Here is a 13160-nt window from a genome sequence, read left to right as displayed (position 1 = left end):
ATGGCCCCCCAGATCGCCGCCGGCTCGCCGCAGGGCCGCTGGGTGCTGACCGCGGCCGTGCTCGGCTCCGGGATGGCGATGCTCGACGGCACGGTGGTGAACATCGCGCTGCGCAGCATCGGCGAGGACCTCGGTGCGTCGATCGCCCAGCTGCAGTGGGTGGTCAACGCCTACCTGCTCGCGCTCGCCTCGCTGATCCTGGTCGGCGGCTCGCTGGGCGACCACTTCGGCCGCCGCCGGGTCTTCCTGGTCGGCGTCACCTGGTTCGCCCTGGCCTCGGCCCTGTGCGGCGTGGCCCAGTCGCCCGGCCAGCTGATCGGCGCCCGCCTGCTCCAGGGCGTCGGCGCGGCGCTGCTCACCCCGGGCAGCCTGGCGATGATCCAGGGCTCGTTCCGGGTCGCCGACCGCGGCAAGGTGATCGGCCAGTGGGCCGGGCTCGGCGGCATCGCCGCGGCGATCGGCCCGCTGCTCGGCGGCTGGATCGTCGACAACGCCTCCTGGCGGTGGATCTTCCTGATCAACGTGCCGGTTGCTGTCGCGGTGCTGCTGGTCGCCGCGCGGCACGTCCCGGAGTCCCGCGACCCCGAGGCGGCCCGCGGCTTCGACGTGGTCGGGGCCGGCCTCGGCGCGGTCGGGCTCGGCGGGGCGACGTACGCGCTGATCGAGCACGGCTCCGCCCGCACGGCGTACGTCGTCGGGGCGGCCGTCGTCGGCGTGGCCTGCCTGGTGCTGTTCGTGGTGTTCGAGCGCCGGCACCCCGACGCGCTGGTGCCGATCCACCTGTTCGCGTCGCGGACGTTCTCGGTGGCGAACCTGCTCACCCTGCTGGTCTACGGCGCGCTCGGCTCGATGCTGTTCTTCCTGGTGCTGCAGCTGCAGGTGGTCACCGGCTGGTCGCCGCTGAAGGCCGGCCTCGCGACGGTGCCGCTGACCCTGGTGATGCTGCTGCTCTCCTCGCGCTCCGGCGCGCTGGCCAGCCGGATCGGGCCACGCCTGCCGCTCACCGTGGGACCGGCGCTGTGCGGCCTGGGCACCCTGGTGCTGCGGGGCATCGACGCGGACACCGGCTACTTCACCGGGGTGCTGCCCGGCGTGCTGGTGTTCTCCTCCGGCCTGGTGCTGCTGGTCGCGCCGCTGACCTCCAGCGTGCTGGCGGCGGCCCCGGACCGCTACGCGGGCATCGCCAGCGGCATCAACAACGCGGTCGCCCGGACCGGCTCGCTGCTCGCGGTGAGCGCGCTGCCGGCCGTGGTCGGGATCGCCGGCTCCGACTACCGCGACCCGGCGGTGTTCGCCGCGGGCTACCAGCAGGCCCAGCTGATCTGCGCGGTGCTGCTGCTCGCCGGCGCGGCGATCAGCTTCGTCGGCCTGCGGGACGCCGCCCCCGTGCGCGCCTGAGACGCGGATCACGCGTCTCCACTTGACCGCTACAGAACAGCCTCGTACTGTAGCGGTATAGAAAGTGTTTCACCCGTTTTCATCCGAGGAGTTCCCATGTTCGCCCTGCTCACCCTCGACGTCGCGCGCGACGCCGTCGCCGACCAGTTCACCTACGGCGAGCCGCTGGCCACCGTCGTCCGGGCCGAGGAGCACGCCCCCCGCGCCCCGCGCACCCGGTCGCTGCTCTCCGGCGTCCTGCACCGCGTCGCCGACCTGCTCGCGCCGGCCGACTACAGCCCGGCCCACTGACCCCTCGCTCGGCGTGAGGCTCACTCGTGAGCACGCCGCTGCCGGGACTGGTTACCCTGGCGGCGTGGCTCGAGTGACCTTGCAGACGATCGCCGACCAGGTCGGCGTCAGCCGGATGACCGTGTCCAACGCCTTCTCCCGGCCGGACCAGCTCTCCGCCTCGATGCGCCAGACGATCCTCGACGCCGCCAAGAAGCTCGGGTACGCCGGCCCCGACCCCGCCGCACGCAACCTGGCCCGCGGCACCACCAACGCCATCGGCATCGTGCTCACGTCCTCGCTGCGCTACGCCTTCGACGACGACATCGCCACCGGCTTCCTCGGCACGATCGCCGGGGAGCTGGCCCCCACCGGCCTGGCGATCACCCTGCTGTCCTCGGCGGTCGTGGACGACGTGATCCCGGCCCGGGACGTCCCGATGGACGCCGCGATCGTCTACTCCTGCGACCCGGACATGACCGCCGCCGACTGGCTCACCCGGCGCAACCTGCCGATGGTCTTCGTCGACCAGGAGCCGACCAAGGGCGTCACCTCGATCAACGTCGACGACCGCGGCGGCGGCCGGGCGGCCGCGCAGCACCTCGTCGACCTGGGCCACACCCGCGTCGGCGTGATGACCGCTGCCCTGGGCGGCGCCCCCGGCTTCGTCGCCGACCCGGTCGCCCACGCCGCGGGGTCGAAGTACGTCTCCCGCGAGCGGCTGCTCGGCTACCTCGACGTGCTCACCCCCGCCGGCATCACGCCCGTCGTGCACCGGCAGCTCAACAGCGACGACACCGAGGCCCACGCGGCGGCCCTCGAGCTGCTCGGCCGCCCCGACCGGCCGACCGCGGTGCTGTGCTTCTCCGACGTGATCGCCAGCGGCGTGATGCGGGCCGCCGAGGAGCTCGGCCTCAGCATCCCCGGCGACCTCTCGCTGGTCGGCTTCGACGACAGCCCGCTCGCCCGGCGGCTGCGCCCGCAGCTGACCACCGTCCGCCAGGACATCGCCGAGAAGGGGCGGACGGCGGCCACCGAGCTGCGCCGGGTCATGGACGCCCGGCGCGCGGGCACCAAGGCCCGGGCCCGGCACGTCCTGCTGCCCACCGAGCTGGTCGTGCGCGGCAGCACCGCGAAGCCGCGCCGCTGAACCGGCCGGTGCGACGGTGCCGACGTCACGACCGGCGCAGGCGCCGACCGACCCGGGACCGCAGGCTCGGCGCGACGTGGCCGGCCCGCTCCCGCGACGCACGCCGCTCGCGCACGACCTCGGCGAGGTAGGCGTGGAAGTCGACCTGGATGGTGTGCCGTTTCGAGGCGACGTACCGCTTGGCGAGCCGCTCGTCGTAGACCCGGATCTGCCGGCGCATCTCGTCGTACGACGGCAGCGTGCCCTCGCCGGACACGAGGTCGGCGACCCACTCGGACTGCGCCTCGGCCAGCGGCATGATCGCGCCGAGCGGCTGGATCAGGCCGACGAAGTACAGGCCGGGGTGCTCGGGGTCGACGACCCGGCGGTAGAGGTCGACGTGGTTGTCGCGAGCGGTCACGAAGCGCTCGTCGAGGAACGGGAAGGTCACCTTGTAGCCGGTGCAGTAGACCACCGTGTCGATCTCGGCGGCGGTGCCGTCGACGAAGAACACCTTGCTGCCCTCGAAGCGGTCGATGTTCGGGCGCACCGTGATGTCGCCGTGCCCGAGCCGGGTGAGCAGGTCGTCGCTGACCGTCGGGTGCGCGTGCAGCACCGCGTGGTCGGGCCGGGGCAGGCCGTAGTCGGTGACCCGGCCCTGCGCGAGCCGCAGCATCGCCGCCATCCCGAGCTGCTGGAGCGGGAGCGGCCCGCGCGCCAGCGGTGAGCTGGTGAGGTGGTCGGTGGGCACCCCGAACAGGAACTTCGGGATGACGTGCGCGCCGCGGCGCATCGCGAGGTAGGTCTCGGCGGCCACCCGGGAGGACTCCACGGCGATGTCGCTGGCCGAGTTGCCGATGCCGAGCACCAGCACCCGCTTGCCCTCGAGGACGTCCGGGGTGCGGTAGTAGTGCGCGTGCAGCTGCTCACCCGGGAACGTCTCGGCGCCCGGGTACGACGGCTCCGGCCAGCGCGGGTCCCAGTGGTGGCCGTTGGCGACCACGACGTCGGAGTAGCGCCGGACCTCCGGCTCGCTGACGTCACCGTGCACGTCGCGCACCCGCAGGGTCACGTCGAAGCCACCCGCCGGCCGCGGCTCGACCTTGACGACCTCGGTGCGGAACGAGATCGCCTCGCGGAGGCCGAAGTGGTCGACGTACGCGTCGAAGTACGCCGCGATCTGCCAGTGCGAGGGGTAGTCCGGCAGGTCCTCGGGCATCGGGAACGTGCGGTACTCCATCAGGTCCCGCGAGGTGTTGATGTGCAGCGAGCGGTAGGCCGAGGACATCCCGTTGTCGTTGCCGTAGCGCCAGTTGCCGCCGACCTCGCTGCCGGTCTCGAAGCAGTCGAACGGGATCCCGCGGGCGTCCAGCACCTGCGCCGCTGCGATCCCGGACGAGCCTGCTCCGATCACGCACACGCGCTTGTCCATCGGGTTCCCCTCCGCCGCGTCCCGCCGCGTCCCCGGCGAAGCGTTAACGCCCCACCCTGCCAGAACCGCTTGCCCTGTGGGACCTCTCGACGCCGTGAATTCTCCCGTGGCCGCGCCGCCTAGGCTGCGGGCATGCCGTTCCCTTCCCCGCCATGGCAGCTGCGCGCGGAGCTGTGGCTGTCGGTGTTCGTCGTGCGGGAGAGCGACCGGCCCGACCGGCCGCCCGGCGTGTACGGCGCCGCGTTCGTCGACTACCGCGAGGGCGGCGTGCTGGCCTACCACGAGCTGCTGGTGGCCCGGCTCGTCGACGGCGTCCGCTCCCGCCGGGTGAGCGTCACCGACATCTGGGTGGACTCGCCCACCTCCCGCGACGCCGGCCGGGCGCTGTGGGCGCTCCCCAAGCAGCTCGCGCACCTCCCGCTGCGCGACGGCCGGCTCGGGCCGACCTCGCGGACCACGTTCAGCGCGGTGGCCGAGGGGCAGCAGATCGCGTCCGCGGCGTTCACGTCGGTGCCCGGTGCGGCCCTGCTGCGCACCCCGTTCGCGATGAGCACCGTGCAGGAGTCGTCGGTCGGTCCGGTGGTCACGCCGTTCCGCGGCAGCGGCCGGGGGCTGCCGTGCCGCGGCGCCTGGAAGTTCGACGCGCACGGCCCGCTGGCGTTCCTGCACGGCCGGCACCCGGCGCTGTCCCTGCGCGTGAGGGACGTCCGCCTGAGGTTCGGCTGACGCACTCCTTGTAACGCGGGGTTATGGACGCTCCACCCACGGCACACCGCCGGCAGAGCGTCCACAGCGCGTGCGGAGCTGGGCGGAGTCGCCCGCGCTCAGGCGTTCTGCCAGAGGCCCATCAGGTTGCCCTCGGGGTCGGTGAAGTAGGCCGAGAAGCCCATCTCCCCGACAGGTTGCTTCGCCGTGACCGTCGTACCCCCGGACTGCTCGATCGTGGCCAGCGTCGCGTCGATGTCCTCGACGTCGACGACCAGCACCGGGCCGCTGACCGGCGTCCCGCGCTCGAGCAGGCCGCCGTTGATGAAGCCCGGCTCGCTCGGCGGACCCTGGTCGCTCGGACCGGTGGTCGCCAGCACGTAGCGCATCTCCGGCAACGGGTTCAGGTCCCAGCCGAACGTGCCCGCGTAGAACGCCGCCGCCCGCTCCTGGTCCTCGAAGGGGATCTCGAAGTGCACCACGCGTCCGCTCATCAGGTCCTCCCGACCAGTCCGCCGTCCGGCCGCCGCAGCGCGGTCCGGGTGCACAGGCTTACGCCCGCGCCGCGCACGGGTCAAGGGACGGGCAGCACGGTCGAGGTCGCGACCGGCGCGCTCGACCCGGGCCCGGCTCGGCCTGCACCTTGGCCCGGCTCGGCCCGGACCCGGACCCGGGTCGGCCTGCACCCGGGCCAAGGTCAGCGGAGGGTGACCCGGCCGGCGGCCACGTCCCAGCGCTGGTCGAGGTGCACGTTGTCCAGCAGCCGCCGGTCGTGGGAGACCAGCAGCAACGCGCCCGTGTAGGAGTCCAGTGCCTGCTCGAGCTGCTCGATCGCCGGCAGGTCGAGGTGGTTGGTGGGCTCGTCGAGCACCAGCAGGTTCACCCCGCGGGCCTGCAGCAGCGCCAGCCCGGCGCGGGTCCGCTCTCCCGGCGAGAGCCGGCCGACCCGGCTGGTGACCTGGTCGCTCTTCAGGCCGAACTTCGCGAGCAGGGTCCGGACGTCGGCCGGCGCCAGCTCGGGTACGGCGGCCTCGAACGCGTCCCCGAGGGGCAGGTCCTCGTCGAACCCGGACCGGGCCTGGTCGATCTCACCGACCGCGACGCTCGCGCCCAGGCTCGCCGTACCGCCGTCCGGCTCCAGCCGGCCCAGCAGCAGCCCGAGCAGCGTGGTCTTGCCGGCGCCGTTCGGGCCGGTGATGCCGATCCGCTCACCGGCGTCGACCTGGAGCGACGCCGGCCCGAACGCGAAGTCACCGCGCCGCAGGGTCGCCTCGTTGAGCGTCGCGACCACCGAGCTGGACCGCGGGGCGGAGCCGATGCTGAACTGCAGCGCCCACTCCTTGCGGGGCTCCTCGACCTCGTCGAGCCGGGCGATCCGGGACTCCATCTGCCGGACCTTCTGGGCCTGCTTCTCCGAGGACTCGGCCTGCGCCTTGCGGCGGATCTTGTCGTTGTCGGGGCTCTTCTTCATCGCGTTGCGGACGCCCTGGGAGCTCCACTCGCGCTGCGTGCGGGCCCGCGAGACGAGGTCGTCCTTGGTCGCCGCGAACTGGTCGTAGGCCTCCCGGGCGTGCCGCCGGGCCACCGCCCGCTCGGCCAGGAACGCGTCGTACCCGCCGTCGTAGACCGCGACCTGGTTCTGCGCGAGGTCGAGCTCGACGACCCGGTTGACGCAGCGGGCCAGGAACTCCCGGTCGTGGGAGACCAGCACGACGCCGCCGCGCAGGCCGTGCACGAACGACTCGAGGCGCTCCAGGCCGGCCAGGTCCAGGTCGTTGGTGGGCTCGTCGAGCAGCACCACGTCGAACCGGCTGAGCAGCAGCGCCGCCAGCGCCGCGCGGGCCGCCTGGCCGCCGGACAGCGAGGTCATCAGCGCGTCCGGGCCGACGTCCGCACCGAGGTCGGCGAGCACCGGCGCGATCCGCTCGTCGAGGTCCGGCGCGCCGCTGGCCAGCCAGTGGTCCAGGGCCCGGGCGTACTCGTCGTCGACGCCCGGCCCTCCCGAGCCCAGGTCCTCGGCGGCCGCCTCCATGGCAGCGGTGGCCTCCGCCGCTCCGGTACGACGGGCGACGTACCCGGCCACCGTCTCGCCGGCGACCCGCTCGTGCTCCTGCGGCAGCCAGCCCACGAACGCGTCGCGGGGGGCCGCGTGCACCGACCCGTCGAGCGGGGCGACGTCGCCCGCGAGCAGCCGCAGCAGGGTGGTCTTGCCGGCGCCGTTCGCGCCGAGGACGCCGATCACGTCGCCGGGGGCGACGGTCAGGTCGAGGTGCTCGAACAGCGTGCGGTGCGCGTGGCCCCCGGACAGGTCCTTGGCGACGAGGGTGGCAGACACGGCGTCATCGTAGGTGCTCGCGCGAGTCCCTGGTCGACCTGACCCCAGTCCCGGGTCGACCTGACCCCAGGCCCGGGTCGACCTGACCCCAGGCCCGGGTCGACCTGACCCCAGGCCCGGGTCGGGGTGAGCTCCTCAGGCCATCAGGCGGCGGGCGAGGGGCAGGGGGAGGTGCTTGAGGGCGAAGCCGAGGGGGACCCAGGGCCAGGCGGGGACGCGCGCGGAGGGCTTCTGCTTCTCGATCGCCTCGACCATCGCCCGCACCCCGACCTCGGTGGAGACGATGAACGGGGCGTTGCGCACCCTCTCGTTCATCTCCGAGCGGATGTAGCCGGGGTAGACCACCGACACCTTGATCGGCGTGCCCAGCACGTCGACGCGCACGCCCTCGGCGAGGTGCGCGACCCCGGCCTTGGTGGCGGCGTAGGTGGTGCCGGCCTTCGGCATCCCCCGCATCGCGGACATCGAGGAGATCATCACCAGGTGACCGGCCTGCTGGTCGCGGAAGATCTCCAGGGCGGCCTCGGTCTGCGCGAGCGCGCCGACGAAGTTCGTCAGCGCGGTCTCCCTGTTGGCCTCGAACCGCCCGGTGCCGAGCGGCGCGCCCTTGCCGAGGCCGGCGTTGACCACGACCCGGTCGATCGACCCGAAGTCGGCCCGGAAGGCGCGGAACACCTCGAAGACCCGGTCGTGGTCGTTCACGTCGAGGGCCCGGACCTCCACCCGGACGCCGGGGTGCCGCTCGGCCAGCTCGGCGCGGAGCCGCTCCAGCCGGTCGGTGCGGCGGGCGGCCAGGGCGAGGTCGTGGCCGCGGGCGGCGAGCTGGCGGGCCATCTCCTCGCCGAGGCCGGAGCTGGCGCCGGTGATCAGGACGGTGGTCATGGAGCTCCTAGCGATAGGTGAGCAGGCCGGGAGCCCCGCCCTCGAGGTGGCTGTGGTCGTTGAACGTCAGCAGGTTGGTGCCGCGGCGACCGCTGAGCACCTTGGTCACCGACGAGTTCACCACCACCTTCGACAACCGCGACCAGGCCGGCAGCCCGCCCTCGGCGAGCGTCGCGGCCACCCAGGACACCGGGCCGCCGGAGGTGAAGACCACCGCGGTCTGCTTCGGCTCGAGCCGTTCCACGGTCCGCTCGAAGGCGCCGTGGACCCGCTGCTGGAACGCCGGGAAGCTCTCGCGGTACTCGTCGTCGTGCTCCCCCGAGGCCCAGCGGTCGATGGTCGCCTCGAACCGGAGCACCCGCTCGTCGTACGTCTCGCCCTCGACCTCGGACCACGCGACCGAGCCGGTCAGCGTGCTCATGTGGTCGAACTCGTCCCAGTCGGCGTCCTCGCCGACGGTCGCGTCCCAGCCGGCCGCGGACACCGCGCCGTCGGCGGTCTGCCGGTGCCGCAGCATCGAGCCGCGGACGACGAGGTCCGGCCGCACGCCACGGGCGGCCAGCGCCGCCCCGAGCACCCGGGCCTGCTCCTCGCCGACCGCGGAGAGCCGGTCGTAGTCGGCCTCGCCCCAGGAGGCCTGGCCGTGCCGGACCAGCAGCAGCACACTCATCCGGTGGCCTCGTCGATCAGCCGGTTGCAGCGCTGCTCGAGGTACTGCGTCATCGGCAGGAACCGGGCGTAGGCCTCGTTGGTGGTCTGCCCGTGGTGGTAGCGGTAGTAGATCTGCTGGGCGATCACGCCGAGCCGGAACAGCCCGAAGACCTCGTAGAACCGCCACTGCTCGGGCGTCACCGAGAGGCCCATCCGGGAGGTGTAGTAGTCCACCATCTCGGCGCGGGTCAGCATCCCCGGCAGGTCCGAGGGCTGCCGGCGGGCCGCGCGGAAGTCCTCGTCGTCGTCGGCCTGGATCCAGTAGGCCAGCGCGCCGGAGAGGTCCATCAGCGGGTCGCCGAGGGTGGCCATCTCCCAGTCCAGGACGCCGATCACCCGGAGCGGGTCGTCCGCGTCGAGCACCACGTTGTCGAGCCGGAAGTCGTTGTGGATCACGGTCGTCGCCACGTCGTCGGGCTGCTGCTCGTCGAGCCAGCCCATCACCCGCTCGTAGTCGCCGACGTTGTCGGTGCGGGACTTGCGGAAGCGGTCCGACCAGCCGCCGACCTGCCGCGCGACGTACCCGGCGCCCCGGCCGAGGTCGTCGAGCCCGGCCTGCGACGGGTCGACCTGGTGCAGGTCGACGAGCACGTCGAGGAAGTTCGTGCAGAGCGTGCGGGCCTGGTCCTCCGACAGCGCCAGCCCGTCGGGCAGGTCGCGGCGCAGGATCGTGCCGGCGAGCCGCTCCATGACGTAGAAGTCCGAGCCGATCACGTCCGGGTCGTCGCAGAACGCCACCATCCCGGGCACCAGCCCGAACACCGGCGCCAGCTTGGACTGGATGGTGAACTCGCGGGACATGTCGTGCGCGCTCTTGGCCTTCACGCCCGACGGCGGCCGGCGCAGGATCAGGTCGCGCTCGTCGTAGGACAGCAGGTAGGTGAGGTTCGAGGCGCCGCCCGGGAACTGCCGGACCTCCGGCGTCCCCGCGGGCACGTCGCGCCCGTGCTCGGCGAGCCAGGCCGTCATCGCGGCGACGTCGAACGCGTCCTCCTCGCGGACGTCCACTGAGGGGTCGGTCATGCGTCACGCTCCTTCGCCCGCGCCGCGGTGGCGCGCATCTGCTCGTCGTACGCCGTGCGGTCGGACAGCTTCAGCGCGTACGCCGCCCGGGCCGGCTCGTCGGGGAGGATCAGCTCGTCGCCGCGCTCGATGCCCTCGAGCACCGCCGCGGCGATGTCGTCGGCGGTGATCGGGGACCGCTCGACCATGCGGGTGATCTGCGCCGCGAGGTCGGCGTCGCCGCCGCGCATCGAGGACATCAGGTTCGTCCTGAAGTACGACGGGCAGACGGCCGTGACCCCGACGCCGTACGGCGCGAGCTCGTGCGCGGCGGTCTCGCTGAACGCCACGACGGCGGCCTTGACCGCGTTGTAGGAGCCCATGCCGGGCGGGTGCACCAGGCCGGCGAGCGAGGCGGTGTTCACGATCCGGCCGGAGCCCTGGGCCTTGAGCATCGGCACGAACGCGCGGGTGCCGCGGACCACGCCGAACAGGTTGACGTCGAAGATCCACTGCCAGTCCTCGAGCGAGCACCGCTCGATCCGGCCGCCCCCCGCGACGCCCGCGTTGTTCACGAGCAGGTCCAGCCCACCCCACGAGGAAGAGACGAAGTCGACCGCGGACGCCCAGTCCGCGTCGGAGGTGACGTCGAGGACCCGCCGCACCACCGACTTGTCAGGCGGTGAACCGGTCCCAGCCGACTCAGCGCCTGACAAGTCGGGGTGGGCGAGGTCCGCCGAGATCACCTGGTCGCCTCTCTCGGCGAAGCGGTTCACCAGGGCTTCCCCGAGGCCGCTGGCTCCGCCGGTGACCAGGACCCTCATGCGTACTTCTTCGTCTCGAGCTTGGCGATCACGCCGCGGTGCACCTCGTCGGGGCCGTCGGCCATCCGCAGCGACCTGGCGCTGACCCAGGCCGCGGCGAGCGGGAGCTCCTCGTCGAAGCCCGCGCCGCCGTGCATCTGCATCGCCATGTCGACGACCTGCTGGGCCATGTTCGGCACCGCGACCTTGATCTGGCTGACCGCCGAGAGCGCCCCGCGGGAGCCCTCGGTGTCGAGCTTCCAGGCGGCGTGCAGCACCAGCAGCCGGGCCTGGTCGATCGCGATCCGGGCGTCCGCGATCCGCTCGGCGTTGCCGCCCAGCTTGACCAGCGGCCGGCCGAACGCGGTCCGGGTGGTGGCCCGTCGTACGGCGAGCTCGAGGGCCATCTCGGCGAGGCCGACCAGCCGCATGCAGTGGTGCACGCGACCAGGACCGAGCCGGCCCTGGGCGATCTCGAAGGCCCGGCCGGGGCCGAGCAGCACGTTGGCGAGCGGGACGCGTACGTCGCTGAAGGAGACGATCCCGTGGCCGTGCGGCTCGTCGTGCATGCCCATCACCGACAGCATCCGCTCGACCTTCACGCCGAGGGTGTCGCGGGGCACCAGCACCATGGTGTGCCGGGAGTGCCGGTCGGCGTCGGGGTCTGTGAGCCCCATGAACACGAAGATCTTGCAGTCTGGGTGGCCCACGCCGGTCGACCACCACTTGCGGCCGTTGATCACCACCTCGTCGCCCTCGACGACCGCGGTGGCGGCCATGTTGGTGGCGTCGGAGGAGGCCACGTCGGGCTCGGTCATCGTGAACGCGCTGCGGATCTCGGCCTGCAGCAGCGGCTCGAGCCACTGCGCACGCTGCTCGTCGGTGCCGTACTTCAGCAGCACCTCCATGTTGCCGGTGTCCGGCGCGTTGCAGTTGAACACGTGCGGCGCCAGCGCCGAGCGGCCGGTGAGCTCGGCGATCGGGGCGTAGTCGGTGTTGGTGAGGCCCTCGCCGCCGTCGGTGCCGTAGCGCGCGGCGTACTCGCCGGCGTGCTCGCGGGGCAGGAACAGGTTCCACAGCCCCTGCGCGCGGGCCTTGCCCTGCAGCTCGGCGATCAGCGGCAGCGGCTGCCAGACCGCGTCGCCGCCCTGCGCGCGCAGTGCGGCGAGCTCGCGGTGGTAGTCCGCCTCGACGGGTTCGATCTCGGTCTGCAGGAAGGTCCGCACCCGCTCGGTGAGGTCGGCGGCCCGCGGTGACGGTGAGAAGTCCATGTCCTTGACCCTAGATCCTTGTTGAGCAATGCTCAATAGCGTGACGGTCACGCCCCGCAGGACCCGGCTGACCCGCGACGACCGGCGCCGCCAGCTCGTCGGCATCGGGCTGGCCAAGCTCGTCGACCGGCCGATCCACGAGCTCTCGGTCGACGAGGTCGCCGCCGAGGCGGGCATCTCCCGGAGCCTGCTGTTCCACTACTTCCCCACCAAGGCCGACTTCTACCGCGAGTGCATCGCCGCGGCCGGCCGGCGGATCCTGCGCAACACCGCCCCGGACCCGGACCTGCCGCCGGCGGAGCAGGTGCGCTCGATGGTGCGGCTCTTCGCCGAGCAGATCGACCGGCGGCGCGCGTTCTACCTCTCCCTGCTGCACGGCACCGGGGCCGGCGACGTGGCGGTGGTCGAGGTGTACGACGACATCTGGGACCGGGCCACCCGCCGGGTGCTGACCTGCCTGGACCTCGGGCCCGAGCACGCCGACGTGGTGCACGCCTGGTGGATGTACGTCGAGGACCGCGCGCTGTCCTGGTCGGGGCGGCCGGCGGACCGGCGGACCCGGACCGCCGAGGAGCTCGTCGACCACGGGGTGGCGGCGCTGCACGCGCTGGTGGCGCTCCGCTAGCCCGTCGTTATGCTCGGCAGAAGCCCCTGTCCTCCACATGAAGAAACCGGGGAACCATGAAGAAGACCCTGGCGGCCGTCGCGGCCGCCGCCCTGACCCTCACGCTCTCCTCCTGCGGGAGCAACGACGACGCCGACGCCTCCAAGGCGCTGTCCGCCTCGATCATGAAGTCGCAGAAGTCCTCGAGCGACAACGCCTCCTCGCTGCTGTCCCTCAAGCAGAAGGAGGCCGACTGCATCGGCAACGGCCTCGTCGACAAGATCGGCACCGACCAGCTGAAGAAGTACAAGATGCTCACCTCCGACAACAAGGCGAGCAAGGACGTCACCTCGGTGAAGATGTCCGCCGGCGACGCCAAGAAGGCCACCGACGTGCTCTTCGGCTGCACCGACGTCCCCGGCATGATGAACAAGGCGATGACCAGCAGCGGCCAGGTCCCGGCCGCGATGCAGGACTGCGTCAAGAAGACCCTCAACGAGACCTCGCTGCGCGCCATGTTCACGCACGTGTTCACCGGCGACGAGGCCGCCGCCCGCAAGGACCTCGTCGAGCCGATGATGAAGTGCGCGCAGCCGAACGCCGGCTGACCGGCCTCCG

The 13160-nt window shown here is 72.6% G+C and carries 14 protein-coding genes; 6 read left to right on the top strand and 8 right to left on the bottom strand.

Annotated features, from left to right (window positions below; translation table 11 throughout):
• The 3 genes from KRR39_RS21070 (at position 1) to KRR39_RS21060 (ending at position 2818) form a co-directional block, all read left to right on the top strand.
• Complete coding sequence (locus KRR39_RS21070) at positions 1 to 1398, top strand: MFS transporter (RefSeq protein ID WP_216939357.1); 1398 nt, start codon at positions 1 to 3, stop codon at positions 1396 to 1398.
• A 96-nt stretch (positions 1399 to 1494) separates the two neighbouring features.
• A complete protein-coding gene (locus KRR39_RS21065; RefSeq protein WP_216939356.1) occupies positions 1495 to 1689 on the top strand; it encodes a hypothetical protein in 195 nt (64 codons plus the stop codon).
• Between the two features lie 64 nt (positions 1690 to 1753).
• Complete coding sequence (locus KRR39_RS21060) at positions 1754 to 2818, top strand: LacI family DNA-binding transcriptional regulator (RefSeq protein WP_216939355.1); 1065 nt, start codon at positions 1754 to 1756, stop codon at positions 2816 to 2818.
• A 25-nt stretch (positions 2819 to 2843) separates the two neighbouring features.
• On the opposite strand, the gene KRR39_RS21055 is transcribed toward KRR39_RS21060, so the two are convergent.
• Positions 2844 to 4229: a flavin-containing monooxygenase gene (locus tag KRR39_RS21055; protein ID WP_216939354.1), complete on the bottom strand. Its 1386-nt coding sequence runs from the start codon at positions 4227 to 4229 to the stop codon at positions 2844 to 2846.
• 132 nt (positions 4230 to 4361) lie between these two features.
• Here KRR39_RS21055 and KRR39_RS21050 point away from each other — a divergent pair, with 132 nt between their 5' ends.
• Complete coding sequence (locus KRR39_RS21050) at positions 4362 to 4955, top strand: acetoacetate decarboxylase family protein (protein WP_216939353.1); 594 nt, start codon at positions 4362 to 4364, stop codon at positions 4953 to 4955.
• Positions 4956 to 5053: 98 nt separating this feature from the next.
• Here the strand turns inward: KRR39_RS21050 and KRR39_RS21045 are convergent, their stop codons facing one another.
• The 7 genes from KRR39_RS21045 to KRR39_RS21015 form a co-directional block, all read right to left on the bottom strand.
• Positions 5054 to 5428, bottom strand: a complete 375-nt coding sequence (locus KRR39_RS21045) for a VOC family protein (protein ID WP_216939352.1) — start codon at positions 5426 to 5428, stop codon at positions 5054 to 5056.
• A 203-nt stretch (positions 5429 to 5631) separates the two neighbouring features.
• Positions 5632 to 7269 (bottom strand): ABC-F family ATP-binding cassette domain-containing protein, encoded by a 1638-nt coding sequence (locus KRR39_RS21040; RefSeq protein ID WP_216939351.1) that lies wholly within the window; start codon positions 7267 to 7269, stop codon positions 5632 to 5634.
• A gap of 135 nt (positions 7270 to 7404) precedes the next feature.
• On the bottom strand, positions 7405 to 8151 hold the full coding sequence (locus KRR39_RS21035; RefSeq protein WP_216939350.1) for an SDR family oxidoreductase: 747 nt from the start codon (positions 8149 to 8151) through the stop codon (positions 7405 to 7407).
• Positions 8152 to 8158: 7 nt separating this feature from the next.
• Positions 8159 to 8821, bottom strand: a complete 663-nt coding sequence (locus KRR39_RS21030; RefSeq protein WP_216939349.1) for a histidine phosphatase family protein — start codon at positions 8819 to 8821, stop codon at positions 8159 to 8161.
• The gene (locus tag KRR39_RS21025; RefSeq protein WP_216939348.1) at positions 8818 to 9885 is read right to left on the bottom strand and encodes a phosphotransferase family protein; all 1068 of its coding nucleotides are present in this window, start codon (positions 9883 to 9885) and stop codon (positions 8818 to 8820) included. Before KRR39_RS21025 ends, KRR39_RS21030 begins: the two co-directional genes overlap by 4 nt.
• Positions 9882 to 10688, bottom strand: coding sequence for an SDR family NAD(P)-dependent oxidoreductase (locus tag KRR39_RS21020; RefSeq protein WP_216939347.1), 807 nt, complete (start codon positions 10686 to 10688; stop codon positions 9882 to 9884). Before KRR39_RS21020 ends, KRR39_RS21025 begins: the two co-directional genes overlap by 4 nt.
• A complete protein-coding gene (locus tag KRR39_RS21015; RefSeq protein ID WP_216939346.1) occupies positions 10685 to 11938 on the bottom strand; it encodes an acyl-CoA dehydrogenase family protein in 1254 nt (417 codons plus the stop codon). The genes KRR39_RS21020 and KRR39_RS21015 overlap by 4 nt, the downstream gene beginning before the upstream one ends.
• A 40-nt stretch (positions 11939 to 11978) precedes the next feature.
• Here KRR39_RS21015 and KRR39_RS21010 point away from each other — a divergent pair, with 40 nt between their 5' ends.
• Both KRR39_RS21010 and KRR39_RS21005 read left to right on the top strand, forming a co-directional pair.
• The gene (locus tag KRR39_RS21010) at positions 11979 to 12563 is read left to right on the top strand and encodes a TetR/AcrR family transcriptional regulator (RefSeq protein WP_254185312.1); all 585 of its coding nucleotides are present in this window, start codon (positions 11979 to 11981) and stop codon (positions 12561 to 12563) included.
• 56 nt (positions 12564 to 12619) lie between these two features.
• A complete protein-coding gene (locus tag KRR39_RS21005; RefSeq protein ID WP_216939344.1) occupies positions 12620 to 13150 on the top strand; it encodes a hypothetical protein in 531 nt (176 codons plus the stop codon).
• Positions 13151 to 13160 lie beyond the last annotated feature (10 nt).

It is taken from the genome of Nocardioides panacis (assembly GCF_019039255.1).
GTDB classification, from domain to species: Bacteria; Actinomycetota; Actinomycetes; order Propionibacteriales; family Nocardioidaceae; genus Nocardioides_B; species Nocardioides_B panacis.
Note: the sequence above shows the minus strand (reverse complement) of the source record. Positions and strands in the feature narration are given on the sequence as shown.

What these genes read in the sequence shown, in the direction of transcription:
- KRR39_RS21035 (WP_216939350.1), bottom strand. Translation starts at nt 8,151, where the DNA reads ATGACCACCGTCCTGATCACCGGCGCCAGCTCCGGCCTCGGCGAGGAG.
- KRR39_RS21055 (WP_216939354.1), bottom strand. Translation starts at nt 4,229, where the DNA reads ATGGACAAGCGCGTGTGCGTGATCGGAGCAGGCTCGTCCGGGATCGCA.
- KRR39_RS21005 (WP_216939344.1), top strand. Translation starts at nt 12,620, where the DNA reads ATGAAGAAGACCCTGGCGGCCGTCGCGGCCGCCGCCCTGACCCTCACG.
- KRR39_RS21045 (WP_216939352.1), bottom strand. Translation starts at nt 5,428, where the DNA reads ATGAGCGGACGCGTGGTGCACTTCGAGATCCCCTTCGAGGACCAGGAG.
- KRR39_RS21030 (WP_216939349.1), bottom strand. Translation starts at nt 8,821, where the DNA reads ATGAGTGTGCTGCTGCTGGTCCGGCACGGCCAGGCCTCCTGGGGCGAG.
- KRR39_RS21025 (WP_216939348.1), bottom strand. Translation starts at nt 9,885, where the DNA reads ATGACCGACCCCTCAGTGGACGTCCGCGAGGAGGACGCGTTCGACGTC.
- KRR39_RS21020 (WP_216939347.1), bottom strand. Translation starts at nt 10,688, where the DNA reads ATGAGGGTCCTGGTCACCGGCGGAGCCAGCGGCCTCGGGGAAGCCCTG.
- KRR39_RS21015 (WP_216939346.1), bottom strand. Translation starts at nt 11,938, where the DNA reads ATGGACTTCTCACCGTCACCGCGGGCCGCCGACCTCACCGAGCGGGTG.
- KRR39_RS21065 (WP_216939356.1), top strand. Translation starts at nt 1,495, where the DNA reads ATGTTCGCCCTGCTCACCCTCGACGTCGCGCGCGACGCCGTCGCCGAC.
- KRR39_RS21050 (WP_216939353.1), top strand. Translation starts at nt 4,362, where the DNA reads ATGCCGTTCCCTTCCCCGCCATGGCAGCTGCGCGCGGAGCTGTGGCTG.
- KRR39_RS21070 (WP_216939357.1), top strand. Translation starts at nt 1, where the DNA reads ATGGCCCCCCAGATCGCCGCCGGCTCGCCGCAGGGCCGCTGGGTGCTG.